Origin of the sequence: Streptomyces sp. SCUT-3, from assembly GCF_014083985.1 — a bacterium.
GTDB classification, from domain to species: Bacteria; Actinomycetota; Actinomycetes; order Streptomycetales; family Streptomycetaceae; genus Streptomyces_H; species Streptomyces_H thermolineatus.
In genome coordinates this window covers 6,051,633-6,075,149 of record NZ_CP046907.1, presented here as the reverse complement: position 1 = coordinate 6,075,149, position 23,517 = coordinate 6,051,633, and the positions used below count along the sequence as shown (strand labels likewise).

The 23,517-nt window shown below is 72.6% G+C and carries 16 protein-coding genes and 8 pseudogenes; 6 read left to right on the top strand and 18 right to left on the bottom strand.

Features of this window, described 5'->3' with window-relative positions; all coding sequences use genetic code 11:
• Positions 1–66 precede the first annotated feature (66 nt).
• Complete coding sequence (locus GQS52_RS26895) at positions 67–1,716, top strand: tetratricopeptide repeat protein (protein WP_182316115.1); 1,650 nt, start codon at positions 67–69, stop codon at positions 1,714–1,716.
• 534 nt (positions 1,717–2,250) lie between these two features.
• Here GQS52_RS26895 and GQS52_RS26890 read toward each other — a convergent pair.
• A pseudogene (locus GQS52_RS26890) lies at positions 2,251–2,804 on the bottom strand (helix-turn-helix transcriptional regulator).
• Between the two features lie 131 nt (positions 2,805–2,935).
• A pseudogene (locus tag GQS52_RS26885) lies at positions 2,936–3,145 on the bottom strand (DnaB-like helicase C-terminal domain-containing protein); the annotation flags it as partial.
• Positions 3,146–3,228: 83 nt separating this feature from the next.
• Between GQS52_RS26885 and GQS52_RS26880 the strand changes: the two are divergent.
• Together GQS52_RS26880 and GQS52_RS26875 are read left to right on the top strand one after the other, a co-directional pair.
• Positions 3,229–3,598, top strand: a pseudogene (locus tag GQS52_RS26880) (DinB family protein); the annotation flags it as partial.
• A 44-nt stretch (positions 3,599–3,642) separates the two neighbouring features.
• Positions 3,643–4,437 (top strand): annotated as a pseudogene (locus tag GQS52_RS26875) (IS5 family transposase).
• Positions 4,438–4,557: 120 nt separating this feature from the next.
• Here GQS52_RS26875 and GQS52_RS26870 read toward each other — a convergent pair.
• Together GQS52_RS26870 and GQS52_RS26865 are read right to left on the bottom strand one after the other, a co-directional pair.
• Positions 4,558–4,770, bottom strand: a pseudogene (locus GQS52_RS26870) (XRE family transcriptional regulator); the annotation flags it as partial.
• A gap of 23 nt (positions 4,771–4,793) precedes the next feature.
• Positions 4,794–5,027, bottom strand: coding sequence for a hypothetical protein (locus GQS52_RS26865; RefSeq protein ID WP_182311066.1), 234 nt, complete (start codon positions 5,025–5,027; stop codon positions 4,794–4,796).
• 564 nt (positions 5,028–5,591) lie between these two features.
• Between GQS52_RS26865 and GQS52_RS26860 the strand changes: the two genes are divergently transcribed.
• A complete protein-coding gene (locus tag GQS52_RS26860) occupies positions 5,592–6,236 on the top strand; it encodes a CBS domain-containing protein (protein ID WP_182311067.1) in 645 nt (214 codons plus the stop codon).
• A 208-nt stretch (positions 6,237–6,444) separates the two neighbouring features.
• On the opposite strand, the gene GQS52_RS26855 is transcribed toward GQS52_RS26860, so the two are convergent.
• The 5 genes and pseudogenes from GQS52_RS26855 to GQS52_RS26835 form a co-directional block, all read right to left on the bottom strand.
• Positions 6,445–6,672, bottom strand: a complete 228-nt coding sequence (locus tag GQS52_RS26855; protein ID WP_182316117.1) for a helix-turn-helix transcriptional regulator — start codon at positions 6,670–6,672, stop codon at positions 6,445–6,447.
• Positions 6,673–6,786: 114 nt separating this feature from the next.
• Positions 6,787–6,849 (bottom strand): annotated as a pseudogene (locus GQS52_RS28155) (hypothetical protein); the annotation flags it as partial.
• Between the two features lie 170 nt (positions 6,850–7,019).
• Positions 7,020–7,367, bottom strand: a complete 348-nt coding sequence (locus GQS52_RS26845; protein WP_182311068.1) for a hypothetical protein — start codon at positions 7,365–7,367, stop codon at positions 7,020–7,022.
• 301 nt (positions 7,368–7,668) lie between these two features.
• Complete coding sequence (locus GQS52_RS26840) at positions 7,669–7,884, bottom strand: hypothetical protein (protein ID WP_182311069.1); 216 nt, start codon at positions 7,882–7,884, stop codon at positions 7,669–7,671.
• A gap of 207 nt (positions 7,885–8,091) precedes the next feature.
• On the bottom strand, positions 8,092–9,516 hold the full coding sequence (locus GQS52_RS26835; RefSeq protein ID WP_259370469.1) for a hypothetical protein: 1,425 nt from the start codon (positions 9,514–9,516) through the stop codon (positions 8,092–8,094).
• A 244-nt stretch (positions 9,517–9,760) separates the two neighbouring features.
• Between GQS52_RS26835 and GQS52_RS26830 the strand changes: the two genes are divergently transcribed.
• Complete coding sequence (locus tag GQS52_RS26830; protein ID WP_182313699.1) at positions 9,761–9,949, top strand: DUF6000 family protein; 189 nt, start codon at positions 9,761–9,763, stop codon at positions 9,947–9,949.
• Positions 9,950–10,599: 650 nt separating this feature from the next.
• Here the strand turns inward: GQS52_RS26830 and GQS52_RS26825 are convergent.
• The 8 genes and pseudogenes from GQS52_RS26825 to GQS52_RS26790 form a co-directional block, all read right to left on the bottom strand.
• Positions 10,600–11,265 (bottom strand): annotated as a pseudogene (locus GQS52_RS26825) (PQQ-binding-like beta-propeller repeat protein); the annotation flags it as partial.
• A gap of 521 nt (positions 11,266–11,786) precedes the next feature.
• Positions 11,787–12,755 (bottom strand): ABC transporter ATP-binding protein, encoded by a 969-nt coding sequence (locus GQS52_RS26820; protein ID WP_182316113.1) that lies wholly within the window; start codon positions 12,753–12,755, stop codon positions 11,787–11,789.
• Positions 12,752–15,493: an ABC transporter permease gene (locus tag GQS52_RS26815; protein ID WP_182316112.1), complete on the bottom strand. Its 2,742-nt coding sequence runs from the start codon at positions 15,491–15,493 to the stop codon at positions 12,752–12,754. The genes GQS52_RS26820 and GQS52_RS26815 overlap by 4 nt, the downstream gene beginning before the upstream one ends.
• Before the next feature lies 1 nt (position 15,494).
• On the bottom strand, positions 15,495–18,170 hold the full coding sequence (locus GQS52_RS26810; RefSeq protein ID WP_182316111.1) for an ABC transporter permease: 2,676 nt from the start codon (positions 18,168–18,170) through the stop codon (positions 15,495–15,497).
• 120 nt (positions 18,171–18,290) lie between these two features.
• Positions 18,291–18,401 (bottom strand): annotated as a pseudogene (locus GQS52_RS28500) (histone-like nucleoid-structuring protein Lsr2); the annotation flags it as partial.
• 702 nt (positions 18,402–19,103) lie between these two features.
• On the bottom strand, positions 19,104–19,598 hold the full coding sequence (locus GQS52_RS28150) for an RHS repeat-associated core domain-containing protein (RefSeq protein WP_259371009.1): 495 nt from the start codon (positions 19,596–19,598) through the stop codon (positions 19,104–19,106).
• A 64-nt stretch (positions 19,599–19,662) separates the two neighbouring features.
• On the bottom strand, positions 19,663–20,247 hold the full coding sequence (locus tag GQS52_RS26795) for a GNAT family N-acetyltransferase (RefSeq protein ID WP_182316110.1): 585 nt from the start codon (positions 20,245–20,247) through the stop codon (positions 19,663–19,665).
• 452 nt (positions 20,248–20,699) lie between these two features.
• A complete protein-coding gene (locus tag GQS52_RS26790; RefSeq protein WP_182316109.1) occupies positions 20,700–21,170 on the bottom strand; it encodes a hypothetical protein in 471 nt (156 codons plus the stop codon).
• Positions 21,171–21,429: 259 nt separating this feature from the next.
• Here GQS52_RS26790 and GQS52_RS26785 point away from each other — a divergent pair, with 259 nt between their 5' ends.
• Positions 21,430–22,341 carry an NAD-dependent protein deacetylase gene (locus GQS52_RS26785; RefSeq protein WP_182316108.1) on the top strand — a complete coding sequence of 304 codons (912 nt, stop codon included), beginning with the start codon at positions 21,430–21,432 and terminating at the stop codon, positions 22,339–22,341.
• 359 nt (positions 22,342–22,700) lie between these two features.
• Here GQS52_RS26785 and GQS52_RS26780 read toward each other — a convergent pair whose 3' ends face one another.
• Positions 22,701–23,120, bottom strand: coding sequence for a YkvA family protein (locus GQS52_RS26780; protein WP_220472810.1), 420 nt, complete (start codon positions 23,118–23,120; stop codon positions 22,701–22,703).
• Positions 23,121–23,517: the final 397 nt, after the last annotated feature.

Here is a 23,517-nt window from a genome sequence, read left to right as displayed (position 1 = left end):
TCGCCGACGCCGGCGCGGCGCACCTGTGGACGAGCAGGCCAGGGTGCTGGTCGAGGAGCTGGGTGGTTGCCGCTGGCCCTGTCCCACGCCACCGCCTACATGATCAACGAAGACATACCCTGCACCGACTACCTGCGCCTCTTCACCGACCGGCAGCTGCGACTGGACCGGCTGCTGCCCGCCGGGGCCGACGGCGAGGGCTACGGGCGGCAGGTGACCACCGCGCTACTGCTCTCCCTGACGCCGCCCAAGCCTGCGAACCCGCCGGCTCGCTCTTCCCGCTCTGCGCCTGGCCGCCGTCCTCGACCCTGCCGGACACCCCGAGACCTGTGGACCACCACCCCGTCACCGAATACCTCACCCCCACGCACCACACCCACCGAAACCGAACCCACTGGCACCGAGGCCGGGGCCGGGGCCGGGGCCGGGGCCGGGGCCGGCCAGGGTGGGGAGGGCGCCGACCAGGCCGAGCTCCAGGAGAGGGTCGATGCCGGGCAGGCCCGGGCTGCACTGCGCGTCCTGCACCGCTACGGACTGCTCACCGACGACGCCCGGGCCGGAAACCGGGCCGTGCGGCTGCACGCCCTCACCGCCCGCGCCACCCGCGAAACCACCCCCGACGCCGACACCCCCGCCATCGTGAGAACGGCTGCCGACGCTCTTTACGAACTATGGCCCGCAGAAGATCACAGCGACTGGGACCTGGCCGCCAGCTTGCGTGCCAACACCGACGCCCTGGCCGGTCACGCCGCGGACCACCTGTGGACCCCCGACGGCCACCCCGTCCTCCACCGGGCCGGGCGCAGCCTTCTCAACGCCGGCCTGTACGACGCCGCGGTCACCTACTGGGAACGTCTGGCCGCCCAGGCCGAGCGGGTCCTCGGACCCGACCACCCCCACACCCTCAACACCCGCAACAACCTCGCCACCTCCTACCGGCAGGCCGGGCGCACCACCGAGGCCATCGCCCTGCTCGAGCAGGTCGCCGCCGACCGCGAGCGGATCCTCGGCCCCGACCACCCCACACTCTCGGCGCCCGCGGCAACCTCGCCAGCTCCTACTGGCAGGCCGGGCGCACCAGCGAAGCCCTCGCCATCGAGGAGCAGTCGCCGCCAGCAGCGAGCGGATCCTCGGACCCGACCACCCACCCTCAACACCCGCAACAACCTCGCCACCTCCTACCGGCAGGCCGGGCGCACCACCGAGGCCATCGCCCTGCTGGAGCAGGTGGCCGCCGACAGTGAGCGGATCCTCGGACCCGACCACCCCACACCTCGGCGCCCGCGGCAACCTCGCCGCCTCCTACTGGCAGGCCGGCGCACCAGCGAAGCCCTCGCCATCGAGGAGCAGGTCGCCGTCGGCAGTGAGCGGATCCTCGGACCCGACCACCCCGACACCCTCACTGCCCGCGGCAACCTCGCCGGCTCCTACCGGCAGGCCGGGCGCACCACCGAGGCCATCGCCATCGAGGAGCAGGTCGCCGCCGACAGCGAGCGGATCCTCGGACCCGACCACCCCGACACCCTCGGCGCCCGCGCCAACCTCGCCACCTCCTACCAGCAGGCCGGACGCACCAGCGAAGCCATCACCCTGCTCGAACAGGCCGCTGCCGACAGTGAGCGGATCCTCGGACCCGACCACCCCCACTCTGTGGTGGTGGTAGAGGCGCTGCGGGTTTGGGTGCGGGAGGGGAAGCAGCGGGGGCGTCGGTCGTAGCGGGTGGTGGAGTGGGGGTGTCTTCGGTGAGGTCCTGGTCGAGCTGTCCCGTTTCTGCCCCGGCGCAGCGCAGTGCTCCCTGTTGCCGTGCCCTGCGTCTTCTGCCGGTGTGCCATCGCGGCGTCTGGGGCTTCGTGGGCGAGCGGGCCGGCGGACGGGCGGGGGCGCTTCCGTCGGCCCGGCGATCACCGACGACTGCGTCGGCCGGGCCCGTGTGGTGCTGTCGGACCGTTTCCCGATCAGCGTACTGACCGCCCTGCGCCGGGCCGGCCGGCGCACCGGGCTCACTGCGGCGACAGTTGAGCCATGACCGTTCCCTCCATGGCTGCGTCGTCGGGAGACCTGCGCACCGTGCCGCGCGCAGGCACCACCCCTCACCGCACCGTCGCCTTCGACGGCGGCGCGGTGGGCAGGATTCGGCCCGCGCCGGTGCGGCGGAAACGGACTGGTGAGCGTGTAGAAAAGGCGGACGGGCCGGGGAATGCCCGGGGCCCGTTCGCCTTTTTTGTTGCTCGAATTCCTTGGGACGGAATGTCAGTAGGTGAGGTCGAGGTAGTCGATGTCGGTGAACTCCACGAGCAGGTCATGGGCGCGGCGGCCGACGTCTTGGAAGTACTGCTCCTGCAGGCCTTCGGCGACGATGTCGCGCAGTTGCTGCTCGGTCGCTCCGGTCGCCCGGGCGTGGAAGAGGCGGGCGGCGTAGGCGGGTGGGAGGTGTTGGGTGATGCGGGGGTGCGGGCGTCGTCGGTGGTGCCGGGGGCGGCGGTGAAGCCGAACCGGGCCCGGGTCTCCACCGTGATGCCACCGGTGGTCGCGGCACGGGTGCGGGCATGCTTGCGGATACAGGGTTGCCAGTCCTTGCGGACCTCGGCCTCCAGGCGGGTGGCGACGGCCGGGGTGGGGTGCTTGCGCCGGCCGGCCAGGTAACGCTGGACGGTGCGCTGGGAGACGCCCAGGCGCTGCGCGACCGCCTTGGTGGAGCCCTTGGCCTGCTTGGGAGGAAGCGCGTCTGCGCGGCCGCGGTCTTCGGAATCGGGCGGGTGAAGACCCTGATCGGCCTGGTCGAGGCTGTCGCCGATGATGCCCACGGGCAGGAGTGCTCCTTTCTTGGGGCGGCTGTGCGGCCGCAGAGCACCGATTTCCCTCCCGGTCGACTTGGGGGGTGTGGGAGGGGATCTTGGGGCGTCCTGCGGGCCGTCGGGCGGCTTGTCGGGGGTGGTCAGGGGTGGGCTATGTCGACGAAGCGGGAGTAGTGCAGCTGGGCGGCCACCGTGATGGTGGCGGTGGGGCCGTTGCGGTGTTTGCCGACGATCAGGTCGACCTCGCCGGCACGGGGGGACTCCTTCTCGTAGACGCCCTCTCGGTGGAGCAGGAGGACCAGGTCGGCGTCTTGTGCGATGGCGCCGGATTCGCGCAGGTCGAAGACCATGGCCAGGCCTCGGCCCTGCCAGTCATCGCTGACCGCGTACGGGATCTTGAGGCCACGAACGGCCCATGGCAGGCTCATGCCGCATGTTCGATGATTTCGCGAAAGACAACCTGCACGGGAGACTGCGGCGGGACCGCGAGGCGCTGCTCTGGAAACTCGATGGCTTGTCTGAATACGACGCCGCCGACCTTTGACAGCGACCGGACCAACCTTCTCGGCCTGGTCAAACACGTGGCCACTGTCGAGGCCAGGTACTTCGGCGAGGTCTTCGACCGGCCTTCCTCGGAACCGCTGCCCCGGTGGCAGGACTCCGACGGCAGTGATCTGTGGGCGGCCGAGGACGAGACCCGCGATCAGATCGTCGGGTTCTACCGGCGCACGTGGGAACACTCGGACGCGACGATCACCGCGCTTCCCCTGGACGCCGGCCACGTGCCGTGGTGGCCGGACCCTTAGAAGCCATCATTTGGCCCGGTAGGCTGCCGGCCGTGGTGGGAATGGTTGAGCGGCTGGTGCCGGACGAGTTGTGGGAGTTGTTCCAGCGGGTGGTGCCGGAGGCGCCGTCGCGGCCCCAAGGCGGCGGCCGGCGCCGGCACGGGGACCGTGAGGTGCTGGCCGCGATCATCTTCGTGGCGACGTCGGGCTGCACGTGGCAGCAACTGCCCGCGGCGTCGTTCGGGCCGTCCGGGGCGACGGCCCACCGGTTTACCGAGTGGACCAAGGCCGGTGGGTGGGCCAAGCTGTACCGCCTGGTCCTGGACGAACTCGGCTCCCGCGGCGAGTTGGACTGGTCCCGGTGCGCGATCGACTCGGTGAACATGCGGGCGATGAAAAAGGGGACCTGACCGGTCCGAATCCTGTTGACCGGGGCAAGTACGGCTCGAAGATCCACCTGATCACCGAACGGACCGGTCTGCCCCTGTCCGTCGGGATCCGGTGCCAACACCCACGACAGCCAGGCCCTGATCCCGCTGGTCAAGGGCATCCCCCCGATCCGCTCCCGCCGCGGCCCGCGCCGGCGCAAGCCCGGCAAGCTCCACGCCGACAAGGGCTACGACTACCGCCACCTGCGCCAATGGCTGTCCGGGCGCGGCATCCGGCACCGCATCGCCCGCAAGGGCGTCGAGACCTCGCAGCGGCTCGGTCGGCACCGCTGGACCATCGAACGGACCATGGCCTGGCTCACCGGCTACCGGCGCCTCCACCGCCGCTACGAGCGCAAAGCCGAGCACTTCCTCGCCTTCACCAGCCTCGCCTGCACCCTCATCTGCTACCGCAGACTCGCCAAATGAGATGGCTTCTTAGACCGACAACCACTCACAACGCCGTCGATGACAACCAGCCCGCCTTGGTGACAGCTATCGTGCTTCGGCTCACATTTTCCCGTTGCTCGAATTCCTCGGGACGAAATGTCAGTAGGTGAGGTCGAGGTAGTCGATGTCGGTGAATTCCACGAGCAGGTCGTGGGCGCGGCGGCTGGCATCTTTGAAGTACTGCTCCTGGAGGCCTTCGGCGACGATGTCGCGCAGTTGCTGCTCACTCGCGCCGGTCGCCTGGGCATGGAAGAGGCGGTGGGCGTAGGCGGGTGGGAGGTGTTGGGTGATGCGGCGGGTGCGGGCGTCGTCGGCCCTGCGGGGACGGGGAGTGGTCATCGGACGGCTCCGGGACGGTCGGCGGCCAGGGCCAGCAGGACAGCGGCGGTGTCGGAGGCGGTGTCGGCCATGGCCTCCAGCGCGGCCAGGGCCCGGGCGCGCTGCTCGGTGGCGGCGCGCTCGTCGGCCTCTCGGCGGCGGGCCCGCTCGGCGCGGGTGCACGGCGCAGGGCCGCGGCGGCGGTCCAGGGCCTTGCCGCGTAGCGCGGCTTTGATCTGCTCCTGGGCCACCCGGGCTGCGGCCTCGGCCGCCGGATCCGCCGTCCGCTCCGCAGCAGGGACGGGGGCGGGCCGGCCGGAACGGCACGGCGGACAGTCATCGACGGGCCGGCCGGGTGGTACAGGCACCGCTCGCCCTCGACCGGACCGTGGGAGGACGCGGCGTTGAGGTGCCGTCCTCTGCGTCGTGCGTCAACGCACTGGGGCCGAGCCCGGCCTCGGGGCTGGTGAGGTCGTATGTTGAGGTGTCGCGTATTCGCGGCCGAAGCCAGCAGCGTCAACGATGCTGAGTGAGTGGTCAGGGGTGACCTGATCATCCCCGTCGACAAGCGCAGGGGCCGAGCGCCCGGCGTCGCCAGGACCTGCCGTGCGCTCGGCCGTGCTCCTGGCCGTGGGACGGCCGACCCTCCGCCAGGCCGAACATTACTGGTCGCCGGAGCGGCGCGGTGCTGTCATGGGTAGGGCGAGACGGCGTGGACGAGCAGGGCAGGGCCGCGGAGGCCGGCGTGCCGCACGTTGTCCGCCCGGGCGGTCCGGCTGCGGCCGCCCCGTCGCAAAGCGGAAGAGGCCGATGCCATGCTGCACCGTCGCACGGTCGGTGACGTGATGACCGAGGAGGTCGTCACCCTCCGCCCCGACACACCGTTCCAGGAGGTCGCCGCGTTGCTGGACGCGAACGACATCGTCGCGGCTCCGGTCGTCGACGACGACGGCGCCCCCGTCGGCGTCGTGTCCGCGTCCGACGTGCTGCGGCACGAGACCGGCATGCCCGATCCGCAGGGGCAGGACGGGAGCGACGAGCGCGCCTGGGGCAAGGCCCGGGCCCGGACTGCGGGCGCGCTCATGAGCAGCCCCGTCTTCACCGCCCGCGCCGACTGGACGATCCCCCGGGCCGCGCGGGAACTCCGCAAGCGGCACGTCAAGCAGCTGCCGGTGGTCGGCGACGACGGGCTCCTCACCGGCATCGTCAGCCGCAGCGACCTGCTCGACGCCTTCGTCCGCCCCGACGTCGAGATCCGCAACGAGGTCGAGCAGGACGTCCTGGGGCGCATCCTCGGCCTGGACGAGGGCACCGTCGCAGTCGATGTCCGGGACGGGGTCGTCGCCCTGCGCGGTCACGTCCCGGAACCGCGTCTCGTCCCGGTCGTCGTGGGCCTCTGCCAGGGCGTCGACGGTGTCGTCGCCGTGGATGCCCACCTCGCCGCCACCCGGACGGGCTAGAAGACTCATGAAAATCTTGGTGAGTGGCTGTCCGGCCGGAAGCCGGGCAGCCACTCCGGTCATCCGGTGGTCGTGCCGAGGTGCCAGGCGTTGTTGGTGTGGGTGAGACCGGGGTTGATCAGCCGGCGGAGACGCGGATGACTGTTCCATACCTGATTGCCCGATCGGGTGATTCACGGCGTGGTGCGCACCGGGACGGAGCGAGAGTTCAGGAAGTGGCCGTGCCGGGCGGGGTGTGGTCGTCACACAGGGCGCCCAGGAAGCGCTCGATGGGCACGTCGAAGGTGCGGGCGAGGGTGTGCCAGGTGGTGACACTGCCGGTGGTGCGGCCGTGTTCGAGGTCGATGAGAGTGCGCCGGGCAAGCCCGCTGCGGTCGGCGAGTTCGTCGAAGGTCCAACCGCGTTCGGCCCGCAGGCGCGCGAGCACGACGCGCAGCGCAGCTTCGCGCGGTCGGCGACGATGGCGGCGTAGTAGCCGGCGTTGGCCGCGGTGGGGGGTGGCCTCGATCAGTTGGTGGAGGTAGGCGGGGCAGTCGAGGCGGGCCAGGTCGCCGCGGCGCCCCAGTTCGGCGGCCACGGTGATCGGGTCGGCCGGCTCGTCCCGGCCGTCCAAACCGGTGATGGCGTCGTAGATCGTGGCGTGCGCCGGGCGGTAGAAGCCGGCGCTCCGGGAGCTTCGGTCTTTCCCGTGTCACCGGCCCTCCGGCCGCTTCCCCTCTACGGCAGGGTTCGGGTTCTGCGGCACCGGTTCGGTTCCGCACGTATGGTCGCGTCGGCATCGGCTCATGCGTCGGGTTCTCGCAGTTCGGTTATCTCACGGTCCCCGACCGTGATGCAGGTGAGCCGGGACGGCGCTTCCTCGTAACGCCAGTTGTCCGGGTCCGACAGGACGGAATCGACCTCGGGCGGTGGAATCTCCCGGCCCTTCAGGTCGGCGGGCCACTCCTCTCCTTGGAAGAGCTTGAGGAACCCCCGGGAGGACCACTGGGAGATCAGCCTGCGGAAGACCGGGATGTGCTCGGTCCACTCCTTCTCGTCCTCGCTGCGGGTGTAGTCCGCCAGGATCATCCACAGCGACGACGCCTCACTGGCGTTGACGTACAGGCAGTACTCCTCGTCCGACCAATCCACGACCTGCCTCCAATTTCTTCCTGCAGCGCGCCCCTTCCGGAAGGTGGCCCCTCCGGAGCCCCGTCCCTTCGTGGGGCGGGCGAAGCAGCATCCACGATCATCCCGGCAATGGTGAGGCAGCCGTCGACGATGCCCACGGGCAAGGGGTACTTCCTTCCTCGGGCTGGTTGTACGGCGTGCGGGGCGACAGTCTCCCTCACGGCTGTCCTGGGAAGGGACCGGGCCACCCGTAGCGATGTCGCCGGCGAGCAGGGCGGCGATCGTCCGGCGCGGCCGGGTGCGCGGCTGGTTACGGGTGGGGCTAGGAGCGGCGCAGGCGGCGGATTGCGGCGCGCAGGAGGAAGTAGAGGGCGGTGGCGGTGGCCCACAGGGCGAGGAACTGCCAGGCCGCCTTCGGGTCTTGCTGGTCCCAGACGATGGCGGTGACGGCGGGGCCGCCCAGCCACCATGTGATCAGCAGGATTCCGAGGAGTCCCTGCAGGAGGTGCTCCAGGAGGTCGGCGAGGAGCTCTTTCACGGTCGTGTCCTCCGTGCGGTCTTGATCGGGGGCGGGATAGTGGGGGTGACGGCCGTGGTTGTGTGGTGGCCGGGTGGGAGACTGAGCGGCCGTGATTGCGCCTTCCTCTCCTCGCCTGCATCAGGTCGAGGTCGTCGATGCGGCCGTGCGCGCCCTGGAGACGTCCACCGGCACGGTGGTTCCGGTGGTGGGGAATTTCCGGGTGGGTCAGCCGTCCAGCCCGGCTTCCCGTTTGCGTCGCCGCAGCGCGTGATCGCTGAACAGGTGCCGGCCGCGGTCGAGCAGCTCGCCCACCTCCGCGTCCCCGCACCGCACCTGCGCCGACGGATGCCAGCGCTGCACGGACTGCCTGGCCCAGGTGCGCAGCTTCACGTCCGAGTCCTCCAGCAGCCCGACCGCCGCTCGCAGCGCCACGACCCCGCCGTGTGCGTCGAGGAGCCGGAACGCGGCAACCCGGACATGCCGCGGGTACTCGGCCCCGGTGCGCTCCAGCAGCCGGCCGATGGGCAGTTGTTTCGTCGACGGCAGCAGGGCGACGGTTGTCTCGCGGACGACCGTGGGGGTCGGGTCGTCGAGCAGCGGCCACAGCCGTTCTGCGTCTGCGAGGTCCAGTGCTCGCAGCCCGGCCACCGCCTGCGCTCGCACTCCGGCTGCCGGGTGTGCGAGCAGCGGCCGCAGCAGACCGGCGTCCGCGCGGTTTCCGCACTCGGCCAGCCCGATGACCGTACCGGGCGGCAGCCCGGGGTCATCGGGTGTCGCGCACCGCTGCCAGTACCAGGGCGCCGGGTCGTCTCCGTGTTGTCGTACCACGTAGCGGGCGCAGGCGCGTACCAGTGCGGAGCGGTCGGCGAGGAACGGCTCCGCCTGCTTCGGTCGTCCCGCCCGCCGCAGCGCGGTGACGCCGGCCGAACGCGTGCGCGGGCTGCGTGCGGTCAGCAGGGGCGTGAGCACTTCGTCGTAGGTGCTGTCCTCGTCCTGCAGGGATGTGAGGGCCGCGGTGGCGCACAGGTCCTGGACCACCGTGTCCTCGTCCCGGGCGGCCGCACGGGCCAGCTCGGCGGGGCGGAGGAGCTGGTGCTCGACGGCCAGCCGGTATCCGAACCGCCTCACGAGGCGGTCGGGGTGGGCGAAGAGAGCGGTGAGCCCCCCGTGAGGTGCCCGGCTCAGGACCTTTCCGAGCAGCTCGACACCGAAGGTGCCCCGGTCGCGGCGGCCGACGCGCAGGATCAGCGGCGCGAGATCGACGGCGGTGTGCGCGTCCAGGACCTGGCGCAGCAGCTTTTGGGCGTGCTCGCGCACGGGTTCGGCCCAGTCGGCGCAGCGGATCACGATCAGCGGCAGCAGGGCGGGGTGCTGCGCCGCCCTGCGCACCGCTTCCTCGCGGATCCGCCCGTCCCGGTGGCACAGGGCGAGGGCGAGCCGGGACTCGCCCAGTTGTGTCAGGTCGGCGGGCAGCGGGGCGGTGTGTTCCCACTCCGGCAGGGGTTGCACCCGGTACCAGGCCACTTCCCGCGCTCCCGCGTCCAGCGCAAGCCAGTCACCGGGGTCGGCGACGACCAGCGCGTCCCGCAGCGGCGCACCTTCCGCCAGGCGCGCCGCCGCCGCTGTCCCGCCCCTGCGGTCCTCACGCATCCCCGCCCCCGCTCCTCCGGCCGTACCGGGGATCGTAGGGCGCGGGCTGCGCGCGGGTCGCGTGAAATATCGCCGGTGACCCTGTCATGGTGCGCCCGGCTGCCTCCTGGTGGTCTGGGCCGTGTTGTGGAACGTGCCGCTCTGCCGGGTCGGCCGTCCGGGAAGTCTCGGGCGGCCGGCCAGAGGATGAGGTCGTGGGCGATTTCGCCGATGCATGTGTCGGTGGTGGCCTCGTGTTCGCGTCGTGCGCTGTCGCGCAGCGCCGGCGCACATCGACAACCGCTCGGGCACCGGCCATGCGGCCGGTTTCCTCTCCCCCGGCGGGCTGTGGCAGCAGTGGGCCGACGCCCAGCCCTGGCCGGCCGAACCCGCGGACCGACGCGTCGACGAGCTGTGTGCCTTGGTGGACCGGTACGCGCCGATCCCCCGGTAGGGACGCCGCCGCGGCCACCGGCGCCGGCCGTGACCCGCGGGGCCTTGCCCGGAAGCCGGCGACCGGCCCGCCGCGGTCGACCGCGGCGGGCCGGTCGCCGGCTTCCGGGCCATGTGCGGCGCAGGTAGCGGGCTGCGGTGCGCAGGAGGAAGTAGAGGGCGGTGGCGGTGGCCCACAGGACGAGGAGTCGCAGGGCCGTCTTCGGGACCTGCTGGCCCCGGGCGATGACAAGGACACGGCGGCGGACGGTTCCCTCGTCGAGCGTTCCGCGGAAAGACCCCAGCGCCTGTGCCGAGGAAGCCCGGGGCTTCCCCGGCGCCGTCCCGACATGTGACGCCACACCGCGTGCTCCAGTCCGCCCCGGTCGTGCCCGAGGTGGTCCGCGGCCTGCCCGTGCACCTTGCGCGGCTGCGCGTAGCCCGTCACCTCGACGCCGGCCCCGCGGGCGAACACCCGCCCGTGCACGTCCACCGCGACGCCGGACCGGCCGGCCAGGGGGGCGAGGTGGTCGACGGTCTTCGGCCCGACCCCGTGAACCGCGCACAGCGGCTTTGTTCACGAGAACGGACAGCGAATGTTCACGACTTCGGGAGGCGCGCTGGCCGGTGGCTGTTTGATGCCGTTGGCGACATGTGAGTGGATGGCGGCCGTCACCAGCGCTTGTACGCGGAGAAGGGCCGCACGCTCCCACCGGTACGGACGCCGATGACGAAGTCCTTGTACGGGAACAGGTCCCAGGCACCTCCGATGCGCTCGCGGAAGGCGCGGTCCTCCTCCTCATCACCCGTGACGGCGTCGTACACGTACAGGTTGTCGCCGTACTTGTCGGAGGTGAGCACGGCCATGACCCGGCCGCCCTCCGCGTGCAGTCCGCCGGCGTTGAAGCGGGCGCCGCCGAGGTCGGTGCGCCACGGCTCGCCGCCGGTCGCCGGGTCGAAGGCGACGAGCAGCCCCCAGCTGCCGCCGTCGGTGAGGGCGAACAGCCGCCCGTCGGAGACGGCCACGTTCCCGCCGATCGAGCCGTGGGCGCCGGTGGACTCGATCCGTCCCCGGGGGCGGCCGTCGGGGCCGAAGGCGAGGAAGGCACTCACCTCGTCGACGCGCAGCACGATCGGCTCGGTGGAGGTGAAGGCCACGTTCCCGCGCGCGTCGACACCCCGCCGGGCGTCGAGGGGCACGGTCCAGCGGGCCCTGCCGTCGGTCGGATCGAATGCGGCGAGCTTGGCCTCGGTGCCGCAGGCCAGCATGGCGAGGACCTGCTTCGACGCAGCGGCCACCTTGCCCGGCACACAGCCCTTCGGCACGGCGGCCGTCCAGCGCTTCGCGCCGCAGTCGCGTTCGTCTCCTGCTCCGGCTGCTGCGTTCTGCCGGGCGGTTCCTCACCGCTGTGCAGGGCGGTTCCGTGGGCGAGGGGCCGGGGGGGCACGCCGGGGGTGTCGCCGTGGCGCTGGCGGTGGTCCAGGCGTTCGGCCCAGGCCTCCAGTCGGGTCCCGGCGGTGGAACTGCAGGCCGCGGCCGCCGCCAACCGCCTGCTGCGGGAAGGTCCGGCCGAGCGCGCCCGGACGTTCCTGCTGACCGTGCTCGCCTTCGCCGGTGGCGCCGCCCGCGCCCGGATCCCCGGCGGAACGGACGTGCAGAGCGGGCTCGTGGGCTTCGGGCTCAGTGGTGGCGGGTCGCGCCGTGAACGCCGTCTGACGGATGTCGGTGCCGGGGGCGGGTGGGCGGGTTCTGCGAGCGGCGCGGCACGGGTGAGGTCCGGCGGTGGTGGTAGGGCTGTTCCCGGCCGGGCGGCCGGGCGGGTGCCGCCGCGCCTTTGCGGCCGCTTTCGTCCCGGGTTTCAGCCGTTCTGGCTCCGGTTGTCGTCCGGCCGGACCTGGATGTGGTCCTCCTCCAGTTCCAGCAGTACCCGGTCCCGCATGTCCAGGGCCGTCGTGTAGTCGGACGGCAGCTGCAGCCGGCCGGCCCGGTCGAGCATCGCGTACTCGCGGGCCACCAGGGACTCCTGACCCGTCGCGTCGACCTCGGTGCGGCGCAGCACCTCCGTGGCCGTGCGGCCGTCGCGGATCGCCACTGTGCGGCGGACCTCGTCGGCGACGGCCTGGTCGTGCGTGACGACCACGATCGTCGTGCCCAGTTCCTCGTTGGCCCGGCGGAACGCCGCGAAGACCTGCTGTCCGGTCGCCGAGTCCAGTTCGCCCGTCGGCTCGTCGGCGAGCAGGACGGCCGGGTCGTTGGCCAGGGCGACGGCGATCGCCACCCGCTGCTGCTGGCCGCCCGACATCTGCTGCGGTCGCCGGTCCCGGCAGTCGGCGACCCCGAGCAGCGACAGCAACTCCTGTGCGCGTCCCGCCCGTTGCCGGCGCGGACGCCCGGCCAGCTGCATCGGCAGGACGACGTTCTGCGCCGCCGTCATGTACGGCAGCAGGTTGCGGGCCGTCTGCTGCCACACGAAACCGACCACTTCGCGGCGGTAGCGCAGGCGTGCCTTCGCGTCCATCGCCAGCAGGTCGCGGCCGGCGATCCGCGCGGTTCCGGCGGTCGGCACGTCCAGGCCGGCCAGGATGTTCATCAGGGTCGACTTGCCGCTGCCGGAGGCCCCGACCAGGGCCATCAGCTCGCCCTGGCGCACCAGCAGGTCGAGTCCCTGCAGGGCCTGTACCTCCACGGCGTCCCCGCCGCCGCGCTGGCTGAAGATCCGTACCAGCCGGTCGCAGGCGATCAGGGCGTCGTGCCCGTAGGCGGGCCGGTCGCGGTGGTGTGCCGCCCGCTGCTCCAGCTCCGCGAGCGACCGTGTCGTAGCGCTCATCGCAAGTCTCCTGCTCTGAGGTGGGTGGTCGGTGTGCGGCGCCCTGCCCACCAGGCCTGTGCTACGGCCACCGATCCCGCCAGTAGCAGCGTGGCCGCCGCGGGCAGGGCCAGCGACCACACGTCGGCCCGCAGCACGGCACCGGCCGGCACCGTGGCCCCGTACGTGTCGGCAAGGGCGAGGCGGTCCAGGTCGATGCCGGGGGCGAGCAGCCGGACCGCCGCCCAGCCCACGGCCATGCCCCCGCCGGCCGCGAGCAGCGCCAGGGGCAGCGTTTCCAGGGCCAGCAGCTGCCGCCCCTGGCGGTTCGTCATGCCCAGGGTGCGCAGGCGGGCGAGCAGGGCCGCGCGTTCCGGTGCGGTCAGCGCCATGCCGAGCACCAGGGACAGCAGGGCGTAGCCGGTGCTCGCGGCGACGGCCCACAGGTAGATCCGTTCGGCGCCGGACTGCAGCGGCGAGTCGGACAGCGCCGCGCGTTCCTCGCTGCGCAGGGTGACCGACAGTCGGGTTCCCGTGTCGCGCACCGCCGTTCGCAGTGCGGCCCCGTCGAGGTCCGGGCCGGCTGCCAGCAGGGACGTGGCACTGCCGGGGCGGGGCAGGCCGGCCGCGTCGACCAGCAGGAAGTCCCCCTCCGGGACCGCCGGTGTGTGCGGTCGCACGGCGGTGATCCGCACGGTGACGGGTCCGCCGTTCGTGTCGATCCGGTGCGGTGCGTGCCCGAGGCGCTCGGCGACCTCGGGGGAGGCGACGGCGCCGAGCACTCCGTCCCCGGTCGCCAGCCGGTCGGCGGTGAAGCCCCCGAGGCCGGTGCGGCGGGCCAGTGCCGCGTAGGCGTCCGGTTCGACGGCGACCACGGCCAGCGACTGTTTGTCCTGCGACACGTGTTCCGAGGCGTGCGAGATGCCCACGGTTGCCACGTCCTGTGCGCCAGGCACGTCCCGCACTGCTCGTTCCAGTCCCGCCGGGAGCGCCGCGCCGTCGGGGGTGTCCACCCGTGCGTCCGCGCCGGTGTGCAGCAGCGCGGCCCGGTCCCGGGTGTCGGCCACTGCGTTCAGCACCGATCCGCCGAACGCGGCCGTGGTCAGGGCCGTCAGCAGGGCGAGCAGCGGCAGCGTGGTGGCGGCCGCCGGTGAGCGGCCCGCCCGGGCCAGGGCCAGGAATCCCACCGCTCCGCGCAGCCGTCCGGCCGGGCCGGCGGCCCGGCGCAGGGGCAGCGGGTACAGCCGGACGAGGACCAGCGCGGCGACCAGTGCGATGAGTACCGGGGCGGCGCTGACCAGCAGGTCGGCGGTGCCTTCGGTGCCCCGGCGGCGCAGAGCCGCCACCGAGCCCGCGGCCAGCGCGAGCAGGGTCAGTTCGACGACCGTCCGGCGTGCGCCGGGCCTGGTGTGTGTGAGGTCGCCGCGCTCCGGGTTCGTGCGTGGTCTGCGGTGTGCCACCATCGCGCGCACCGGCAGGGCGGCGCAGGCGAGCAGGGCCACGGCGCTCGTGGTGAGCGCGGAGGGCAGCAGCCGGGCCTCGTCCACGGCGAGTACCGCCAGCAGCAGGCCGCAGGCGGCGGCCGGGAGTGCCGGTAGCGCGCTCTCGGCCAGCAGCCGGCCGCCGATCCCGGTCAGGGAGCCGCCCCGGGCCCGTAGCAGGGCCAGTTCGGTGTCCCGGCGGGCGGCGGCCAGGCCGCCGCTCATCATCAGGACGATCGCGGCGACCGCGGCGATCCCGACGGCCCCGACGGCGACCACGGGTGTGATCGCGTCCCGGGTCCGCGCGTACTCGCCGACGACCTCTTCCAGGCCGGTGAGCAGCTGGGCCGTCGGGCCGGCGGCCTCCCGCAGGTGTACCAGTCCCGGTCCGTCCTCCAGGGAGGCCACCCGGTCGACCAGTGCCTCGGCGTCCGCCGCTGTCAGGTTCTGCACTGCGGGCGCGAACCGCCAGTAGCGCTCCGGTTCGGTCTGTCCGCCGAGCAGTGCCGGGGCCGCTTCCGGTGCCAGTAGGACGCCCGCCTCCCAGTAGAACGCCGGCGGGGGGCCGCCGGCGTTCGCCAGGGCCGGTGTGCGCAGGATCGGCTCCGCCGACCAGTAGGTGCGTTCCGGTTGCCGGGGTTCGAGTATGCCGGTGATCCGGACGGTCAGCGGCCGGTCCGGGAATCCGGCGAGGGTGAGCGTGGAGCCGGCCCGCAGTCGCAGCGTCCGGGCCGTCTCGGCGGTCACGGCGCCTTCCACCGTTTTGGTGTTCGCGGTCACCGGGCCGTCGGCGGCGGGCAGCCGCCCGTCGCGCACCGTGGCGTGCCCGGCCGCCCCGGACTGCGCGAGGAGGGTGATCCGGGGCGGCAGCCCGTACGGCCGGGGCAGCCACGGGTCCAGGGCCTGCAGGCTCTTTCCGGTCCGCACGCCGTGTGCCGACTGGGTCCGGTCCACCCGCAGCGGCTCGGGCAGCAGCGTCCGCGCCCGGGCGTCCACCGCGGTGAGTGCTTCCGGCAGGACCTCGTCCTCGCGTGTCTGCTGCGGCTGTTCCAGGCCTGGTTGTGCCGTCTTCAGCTCCAGCACGGTCGACTCGGGGGCAGCGGAGGTCACGGCCTCGCGCAGTCCGTGCGTCTCGTAGGCCTCCACGGCCCGGGTCAGGACCGCTGCGAGGAAAGCCGTGAGCAGTACCAGTGCCCCGAAGGCGACGGTGGCCCGGGGAGCGGTCCGCAGCCGGGTCCGCAGCCAGGAAGTGTCCGTGTCGCGTGTGTCCGGCCGCATGTCAGTCCTCCCCCTGATGGCGCAGTGCGGCCGCCGGTTCGGTGCGCGGCAGCGCCGAGGCGGCCGTGATCAGCGCGAGCGGGGCGGCCACCCCGGCGACGAGCAGGGCCACCTGTCCCAGCGGCAGTTCCACGAGGACGGGTGGGACGGGCCGCGCGGCCCCGGACGTCAGCACGATCAGCGGCACTACGGCCCGGGTCAGGACCGTGCCCAGCGCGAGTCCGGCCAGCAGGCCGACCCCGACGAGCAGGCTCTGCTCCATTGCGACGAGCCGGGCGAGGTCCCGGCGGGGCGTGCCCAGGGCGCGCAGCACCGCGAACTCCGCCGACCGTTCCCGCCGTGCCCCGGCGGCGCTCACCGCGAAGCCGCCGGCGGCCAGGGCCACGGCGGCCGCCGTCACCGCCGTCAGTGCCGAACGCGGCCCGGCGCCCAGCGGGTCGTGCAGCAGGTCCGCTGCGGTCTCGTCGCGCACCAGCACCTGCTGCGCCTCCAGGTCGGGGCGCGCACGCAGCGCTGCGGCCACCTCGGCGGCCTTGCCCGGTTCGGCGCTCACCCACCACTCGGTGGGCGCGAGCGGTGTGGTGCCGCGCTGGGCCAGTACGGCGTCGACGGCCCGCAGGTCGAGGAGCAGCGCTCCTCCGGCCATGCTCTGCCCGGCGGTGTCGGTGGTGGCGGTGTCGGTGGTGGTGGGGAGTTCGCGCACCGCCCGGACGATCCGCACCCGCAGTTGTTCCCCGGACAGCGGGACGTCGACGGTGTCGCCGGGGGCGGCGCCCGAGGCCCGCAGGAAGTCCTGCGTGGCCACGGCGGCAAGGATGCGCGGCGCCCGGGCGCCGGCGGTGTCGGCCCGCACGGTCCATGCCGGCGCCGCGCCGTACCCGTCGTCGCCGCCGGCGCCGGTCGTGTACGACAGGGACAGCGGCGTGGTGTTCGAGGCGGCCGGTTCGGCGGAGGTGCGGGAGAGGACCTCGCCGTTGCGGGTCACGGTCCGGCCGCCCTGCCAGCGGGTTCCCGGGGCCACTCGCACGGTGCGTGCGGGGCCGTCGGGGCCCGTGGCGAGCAGCCGTTCGAGGGTGAGGCGGTGCTGTTCGGCGCGGCCGGTGGGGACGGTGTCGTCGAGCTGCAGTCCGGTCAGCCGCAGCGGTCCGGCCGGCGCGGCGCGGCGGCCCGTTGCCGTCCGGTCCAGTTCCAGGGTGACGCGGTGGACCCGGTCGTCCACCGGGACGTTCCCGGCACCCAGCCGGTAGGCGATGCCGTACCCGTCCTGGACGATCACTGTCAGCAGGGGCGCACGGCCCGAGGGGGAGCGTCCTGTGCGGGCCCGTTCGTCGGTGATCCGCACGTCCAGGGCGAGGCGCCGGGTGCCGTCGGGAAGCCGCACGGCCCGGCTCTCGTCGAGCGGGGGCGGGGCCAGGGCCTGCAGCAGCTCGCCCGGGGGCTCGTCGGCGAGGTCGCCGCGCATCAGCATGCCGTCCCCGGCGCGGGAGGTGTCCAGCGCAAGAATCGTCGCCTCGTGGGCCCCGGACAGGCTCAGTGCGGTGCGGTGCGCGGGGGCGGCCTCGCGGGCCCCGGGCAGTGCCGCGTAGAGCCCGGTCTGCCCGGGGCTGCCCGGTCGGTGGTCCAGGACCCGGACGGCGGCGCCCGTGCGGAAGTCGGCCTGGTCGTGCTGCGACCGGTCCCAGGACGCGCCGTGCCCGATGGCCAGCATCCCGGTCGCCACGGCGACGATCAGCAGCAGCACCGGGCCGGCGCCGCGCAGCGGGCGCCGGCTGAACTGCCAGCCGGCCAGCGCCGCCGGGAGCCCGCGTCCGCTCGCCGACCGCTGCTCCGCGAGCCGTGCCGCGAACGGCAGCACCCGCAGGGTCAGCACCGTTCCCGCCAGCAGTGCCAGCGCGGGCGCCGCGGCCAGCAGCGGGTCCATGCCCAGCCGCCCGGCCCGGTCCCGGCCGATCACTCCGCCGTCCGCCGTACCGGTCTGCCGCTGTAGTTGCCAGTACGCCACGCCCGCGATCAGCAGCAGCGCGAGGTCCGCGCCCGCGCGCACCGGGGCGGCCGACGTCGCCGCCCGGAGCCGGCGCAGCCGCGCGGGCGTGTCCGCCGCTCCCGCCAGCGCGGGTGCCACCGCCGCCGCCGCGCACACCAGGGCGACCCCGCTCGCGACCAGCCAGACCCCGCCCGACGGGGCGGTGCCGGGCTGCAGTCCGATCCGGTCGAGCGAGGACCATCCGGCGAGCAGCCGGGCCAGCGGCCCCGCCAGCAGCGCGGCACACACCGCGGCGGGCACCGCCAGCAGCAGCGCTTCCAGCCCGGCCAGCGCCGCGATCCGGCCCCGCGAGGCGCCCCGGGCCCGCAGCAGCTGTGTCTCGCCCGCCCGTTCGCTGCTCAGCAGTCGGGCCACCAGCAGCAGCGCGTACCCGGCGAGCAGCACCAGTTGCAGGGAGACGATCAGTAGGGTGGAGCGGGACGTCAGCAGGGCCCGCTCGGTGCGGTCGAGGACCTCGGGCAGCCCGGTGCGCACGTCCGCCGAGCCGCCCAGGGCGGTCTCCTTGCGCAGTTGGTCGGCCGCCCGCACGGTCGCCGCGCGCAGGGCGGCGATGGAGTCGGTGGTCAGTTCGCGGTGGTCGGCCGTCGCTACCCAGCCGGTGCCGCCCGTCGTGACGCGACCCGAGGCAAGCACCGCCGCATTGCCGCCGGTGAGGCTTCGGACTCATGGTTCGTGAAGCACTTCGTGAGACACAACGCAACACCGATTACCGAGATCCCGCAGGACTGGCCGACCGCCTGCGTCTTCGCTCTGTCAGGGTCGGTTGGCGCGTTCCCAGGCTTCGCGGACTTCCAGGGGGATCCGTCCTCGCAGTGGTACGGCGTAGCCGTTGGCGCGTGCCCAGGCGCGGATCGCCGCGGTGTCGACGGGCTGGATACCGGAAGGGGGTTCGGGTTTCCACAGGGTGGGGCGCGAGGGGGTGAATCGGGCAGGGGCGTCGAGGATGCTGCGCGGGAACTGGGGGACCTGGAACTGCCCGGTGAGGACCTGGACGAGGAAGGCCGTCAGGGTTCCGTCGTGGGCGAACCAGCGGGGGCCGCGTGCTTCGTTGACCGCGATGCGCCAGCGGCCGGGATCGGTTGCGGGATCGGTGATCCAGAACAGGTATTCGCCGTTGTCGGTGGAGCCGCAGGCGAAGAGCTGCTCGGGGTCGTGAGGGACAGGATGGGTGCCCTGGTCGCGGTCCTTGCGCAGCTGCGCTCGGATCCGGCCGGGCACGGGTCCGGTGAGGTTGACGAACTCGGTCACGCCGTGGGGGTGGAAGAGGTGGATGTAGTCGTTGAAGGTTCCGGGCCCGTAGCGGTCGGCGAGCTGCTTGTAGTCCCGCGGCAGCGGCATGCCGAGGTCGGCTTCGATCGTGCTCCATCGGATGCCCATACCCTGGCCGGGGGGCGGGCAGAGCCGGGTGAGCGCGACGAGGTCTGTCATTGGATTCCTGGACGGCGTCGGTTCTGCCGCACTGCACGGTCGGGACGGGCGAAATCGGTGTCGGGGTTGAACCCGCGGGATCCGTCTGCCTGCATGTAGATGCGTGAGGGCACGGAGTCTCCTTTGTCGTCCGTGTACTCAAGGCGGACGCTGTGCTGGACGGTCTGACCGGGGATGTCCTGGGCGGGGTCGCCCGCCACGGCGTTGTAAATCAGCTGCTCCAGGCCCCGGCTTGTGGGGGCTGCTGGTCGGGTTCTGGGTAATGGTGAAGAGATTGTCCAGGCGGTCACCGGCGCCGCCCAGCATGCGGGCCGGCATGTGCCCGCGGGCCTGGTTGACGAATACGACCTTGCCACCCCAGGTGTGATCCGGAGAGCATCCGGCCAGTCCCAGAGGGTCCGCGATGATGAAGGGGTTGGGCACATAGCCGTAGTGGTTCGGTGACAGCGCCAGGCCCAGCGGGTCCGGACTGATGCAGCGGCCGGCCCCGGGGCCGTAGTAGCGGTGGACGTTGTAGTGCAGCCCGGTCTCGGTATCGAAGTACCGGCCTGGGTACCGCAGCGGTGTGTAAGCGGCGGCATCGCTGTTCCACTGCGTCGCGCCCCAGGCCGTCGCCCGGGCTCGCCAGGCCACGGCCGCGGCGGACTGGTAGGTGTGCCGGACAGCCTTCGGCTCCCGGATGCTGTTGGAGTCGACGTCAACTTTCTGTGACCTGGAAGCTGCGCGCCCATGTGTGGAGGTGGCCTTCGAGAGGGAACTCAGGCGGTGCCGCGGGCAGGAGTGTGGTCAGTTCGTGCCGGCACTTCTGTGCGACCCGGCAGGACGCGACGTTGTCCACCTGGTGCAGGAGTTCAAGCCGTTGCAGCCCCTCTCCCTCGAAGGCAGTGACGGCCCACTCCGTCAGTACCTGCAGCGCTCTGGGCGCCACTCCCCTGCCCCGGGCGTGTGCCGCCGTCCAGTAGCCGACCTCGGCCGACGGAGCACCAGGAGCAGCACGCTTGAGCACCACGTGGCCCACCAACTTGTCAGACCGACCCGGATTTTCGCTCTCCACTACTGCGAATGCGAAGCGGTTGCCTGCCTGCCACCCGTTCTGCTGATCCTGCACCCATCGCATGGCGCCCACCTCGTCGTCGAGGGCCACACTTGTCCAGCGGCGCAGGGAGTTGTCCTGGTACAGCTCAACCAGGTCGGCAGCGTCCGTAAGGTTCCACTGGCGCAGCAGGAGAGCGGGCGCCGAGGGTGTGGCGGCTGCCTCCAGCAGGGTGGTGATCTCGTCCATGGCCGGAGTGTAAGCGGCGGCTGCGGCGGTGTCCGGGGCCGGTCCGTGCCGGCCTCCTGCCTGGTGAAGGTGTCGTGTCATCGTGTTGCCCGCATGCGCAACGCCGTGACAAACCAGTCGGGTGCGGGTGTGAGAGGGCGCGGGGCCGGCCAGTCGTTGATGACGGCGAGTAGGTGGAAGTACCGGTCTCGGCAGGGATCGTTCGCGGCCTCCAAACGCGGCAGTAGCCATAGGTGGGGTTCGGTGTCGCCGGGGCGCCCGAGGGTGCGCGCACAGGCGGCGGTGATCTCCCTGACGACAGGGTCGGCCTGGGGCGCTTCCGGGGTGATCCCCGAGTCGACGGCGGCTGCAGCGAGGTCACGGTTGGCGTGGCCGGGCGTCATCACACCGCACGTAGTGCACCAGAGCCCGGAGTTCAACTGCAAGGCCAGGGAGCATGAGTCGGCGCGTCACTAATCATCGAGGGATGCCTGGCGGGCGAGGAACTCCTCGAACGCTGCCTTCTGCTTCGGATCCATGAAGCTTTGGCGGACATTGCGGGCCTGCTCCTGGAGCCAGTGCGCCTCGTCGGGGTCCAGTAACTCGGCGACCACCACGCCTCCACGAGCGACCGCCGTGCGTCCTCCCACGCGACGACGAAAGAGCGTGAACGCGCCGAATTCTGCCGGGTGGGCCAGTTCCGGCTTTTCTGTTTCATCCTGCTTGTCGTCCCCGACCTCCCGCGTCGGGCAGGCCGTGGGGGCCCAATGCTCCCAGAGCGCCAGCGTGGCCGCGGGCACCAGTACGGCGCGCTCCGCCTCTTTTCGCCCCTCCCACATGAACGTGACGGTGACGGGCTCGCCGACCGACTCGGCCAACCCGAGCACCCTCTCCACCTCATCGTTGTTCGGGTAACCCGCCACCACATCTACCTGAATTCCCATGGCGTCTGAGGCTACTGGCCGCTTCCGACATGCCAGGTCCACCGCTCCTGCGCCTCGAGGACCATGGCACACCAGGTGGACCGCCCGAAACTGGCGATATCGCCGATTGGGCATTTGTCCGACACAATATTGTGACGGAGAGCAACCGCTCCGCATAATTTGGGCCAGCGCCGCAAGAAGTGATCGAAGCCATCGGGGTCTTCTCGATCGGCATCCAGAAGAAGGCGACCGAAGGCGGCCTGTTCCGTACCCTGGCGGCATGCGCATGCGCCCCACTTTGAGCTGGACCCCTGCCGAGGGCCTGCCGCCGGGCACCACGGACCTGGAGCCGGTCGTCGATGCGCTGAGCGCCGGCGGTGTGCTGGTGCTCAGCGGGGCGGGCATCTCCACGGAGTCGGGCATCCCCGACTACCGGGGCGAGGGCGGGAGCCTGAGCCGGCACACCCCGATGACCTACCAGGACTTCACCGCCGGTGCCCAGGCCCGGCGCCGGTACTGGGCGCGCAGCCACCTCGGCTGGCGCACTTTCGGCCGCGCCCGCCCCAACGCCGGGCACCGGGCCGTGGCCGCCTTCGGGCGGCACGGTCTGCTCTCGGGTGTGATCACCCAGAACGTCGACGGCCTGCACCAGGCCGCCGGCAGCGAGGACGTCGTGGAACTTCACGGAAACCTGGGCCGGGTCGTCTGCCTTTCCTGCGGCGCCTTCAGCCCGCGCGGCGAACTCGCCCGGCGGCTGGAGGAGGCCAATGCGGGCTTCGCGCCGGTGGTCGCCGGAATCAATCCGGACGGTGACGCCGACCTCACCGACGAGCAGGTCGGGGATTTCCGCGTGGTGCCCTGCACGGTCTGCGGCGGCATCCTCAAGCCGGACGTGGTGTTCTTCGGCGAAACCGTTCCCCCGCAGCGGGTCGAGCACTGCCGCCGGCTGGTCCGTGAAGCGGCCTCGCTGCTGGTCCTGGGGTCCTCGCTGACGGTGATGTCCGGGCTGCGGTTCGTCCGCCAGGCGGCCCAGGACGGGAAGCCGGTACTGATCGTCAACCGGGACCCGACCCGGGGCGACCGGCACGCCCTCACCCGGGTCGCGCTCTCGCTGGGAACGGCCCTCACCACCGTGGCCGACCGACTGGACATCCCCCTCGACGGCCAGGTGGCGGCCCGGGCGAGACGGTGACGGCGGCAGACCGCGCGGGTTCGGTTCCGGCAGTTGTTCCTCGCGGCCTGAGGCGTGCGACCGCTTCCTGGCAGTCCCCTCTCCAGCACCCCGGCCCTGCCGCGCCTGTGCCAAGACCTCGCACGGCCGGAGGTGTCGCAGGGGTCACCACGCCACCGGCCGGATCACACACGTCGGCGTGCTGACTGCTGGTTCTGCTCACGGGTGTCGACGGCAGTTGTTCAGCTTTTCGGGAGGCGCGCGGTCGGGATCGGGGCCGATGTTGACGGGAACGGTCACCAGGACAGTCAGCGCACGGCGGCCGGCTCCGTCCCGAGCGGGGATACACCTTCCTGTTCGCGGCGTCGGTGGCCGGCCGGCTACCGGGCCGTGGTGGTAGGCAGGCCTGCGAGGCGGCGTACGGCGGTGAGTCCGTCGTCGGTGCCGGGCCAGTGGCGGGTCAGGGCGTCGATTCCGGCGTGGCGGACGACCGAGCGCAGCACGGCTGCGGCGACGATGGCGTCGTCGGCGTGGCCGAGGACGGGGATGAAGTCCGGCACGAGGTCGAGGGGCATTGCCAGGTAGGCGAGGAGCAGCCACAGCCGGATGCGCACCCCGCGCGGGAGGGTCCGGTCGCGGGCGAGGCGGGGGACGAGCCGCAGCAGGTCGGGCAGCAGCCGGACTGCCTCGGTGAGCAGGTTGCCGCGGGGGCGGGCGAGGGCCAGGGCCGCCAGGGCGAGCAGCCACAGCAGGAGCAGCCCGCCGCCGACGGCCAGGGATACGGACAGCCAGGTGCTCACGAGCGGGGTTTCTTTCCTTGTGCGGGGCCGGGTGGGGCCGGTTTCCGTGCCGTGTTGGGGTCGTTGCCGCGGGGGTCCGGTGCTGCCGAGACCTGTGAACATTCTGGCGCGGCCCGGCGGCCGTGTGCCTGCCGAACCGCTGCCGTGGTGCTGTGCCTTCCCGGTGGGCAGAGCCGGACCGCCCCGTGCGGGACCCGGGCGGCGCTTCGGGCGGGCTGCGGCGGCAGTGGGGCCGGTGCCTCGCCTGCCGCAGACCGCGCTTTGGGAGCACGCGGCCGCGTACAACCTGCGTACCGTGGTGACCTCCCAGCAGGAGGTTGAGGGGGCCGTCGCGTTCGCGGGCAAACTGCCTCGGACGGCAGCCGAGCTGGGTTGCGTCCACGGATGCGGTGCAACG

Excerpts from the sequence above, each read along its gene's own strand:
- GQS52_RS26860 (WP_182311067.1), top strand. The coding sequence starts at position 5,592 with ATGCTGCACCGTCGCACGGTCGGTGACGTGATGACCGAGGAGGTCGTC.
- GQS52_RS26835 (WP_259370469.1), bottom strand. The coding sequence starts at position 9,516 with ATGCGTGAGGACCGCAGGGGCGGGACAGCGGCGGCGGCGCGCCTGGCG.
- GQS52_RS26820 (WP_182316113.1), bottom strand. The coding sequence starts at position 12,755 with ATGAGCGCTACGACACGGTCGCTCGCGGAGCTGGAGCAGCGGGCGGCA.
- GQS52_RS26815 (WP_182316112.1), bottom strand. The coding sequence starts at position 15,493 with ATGCGGCCGGACACACGCGACACGGACACTTCCTGGCTGCGGACCCGG.
- GQS52_RS26795 (WP_182316110.1), bottom strand. The coding sequence starts at position 20,247 with ATGGACGAGATCACCACCCTGCTGGAGGCAGCCGCCACACCCTCGGCG.
- GQS52_RS26790 (WP_182316109.1), bottom strand. The coding sequence starts at position 21,170 with ATGGGAATTCAGGTAGATGTGGTGGCGGGTTACCCGAACAACGATGAG.
- GQS52_RS26785 (WP_182316108.1), top strand. The coding sequence starts at position 21,430 with ATGCGCATGCGCCCCACTTTGAGCTGGACCCCTGCCGAGGGCCTGCCG.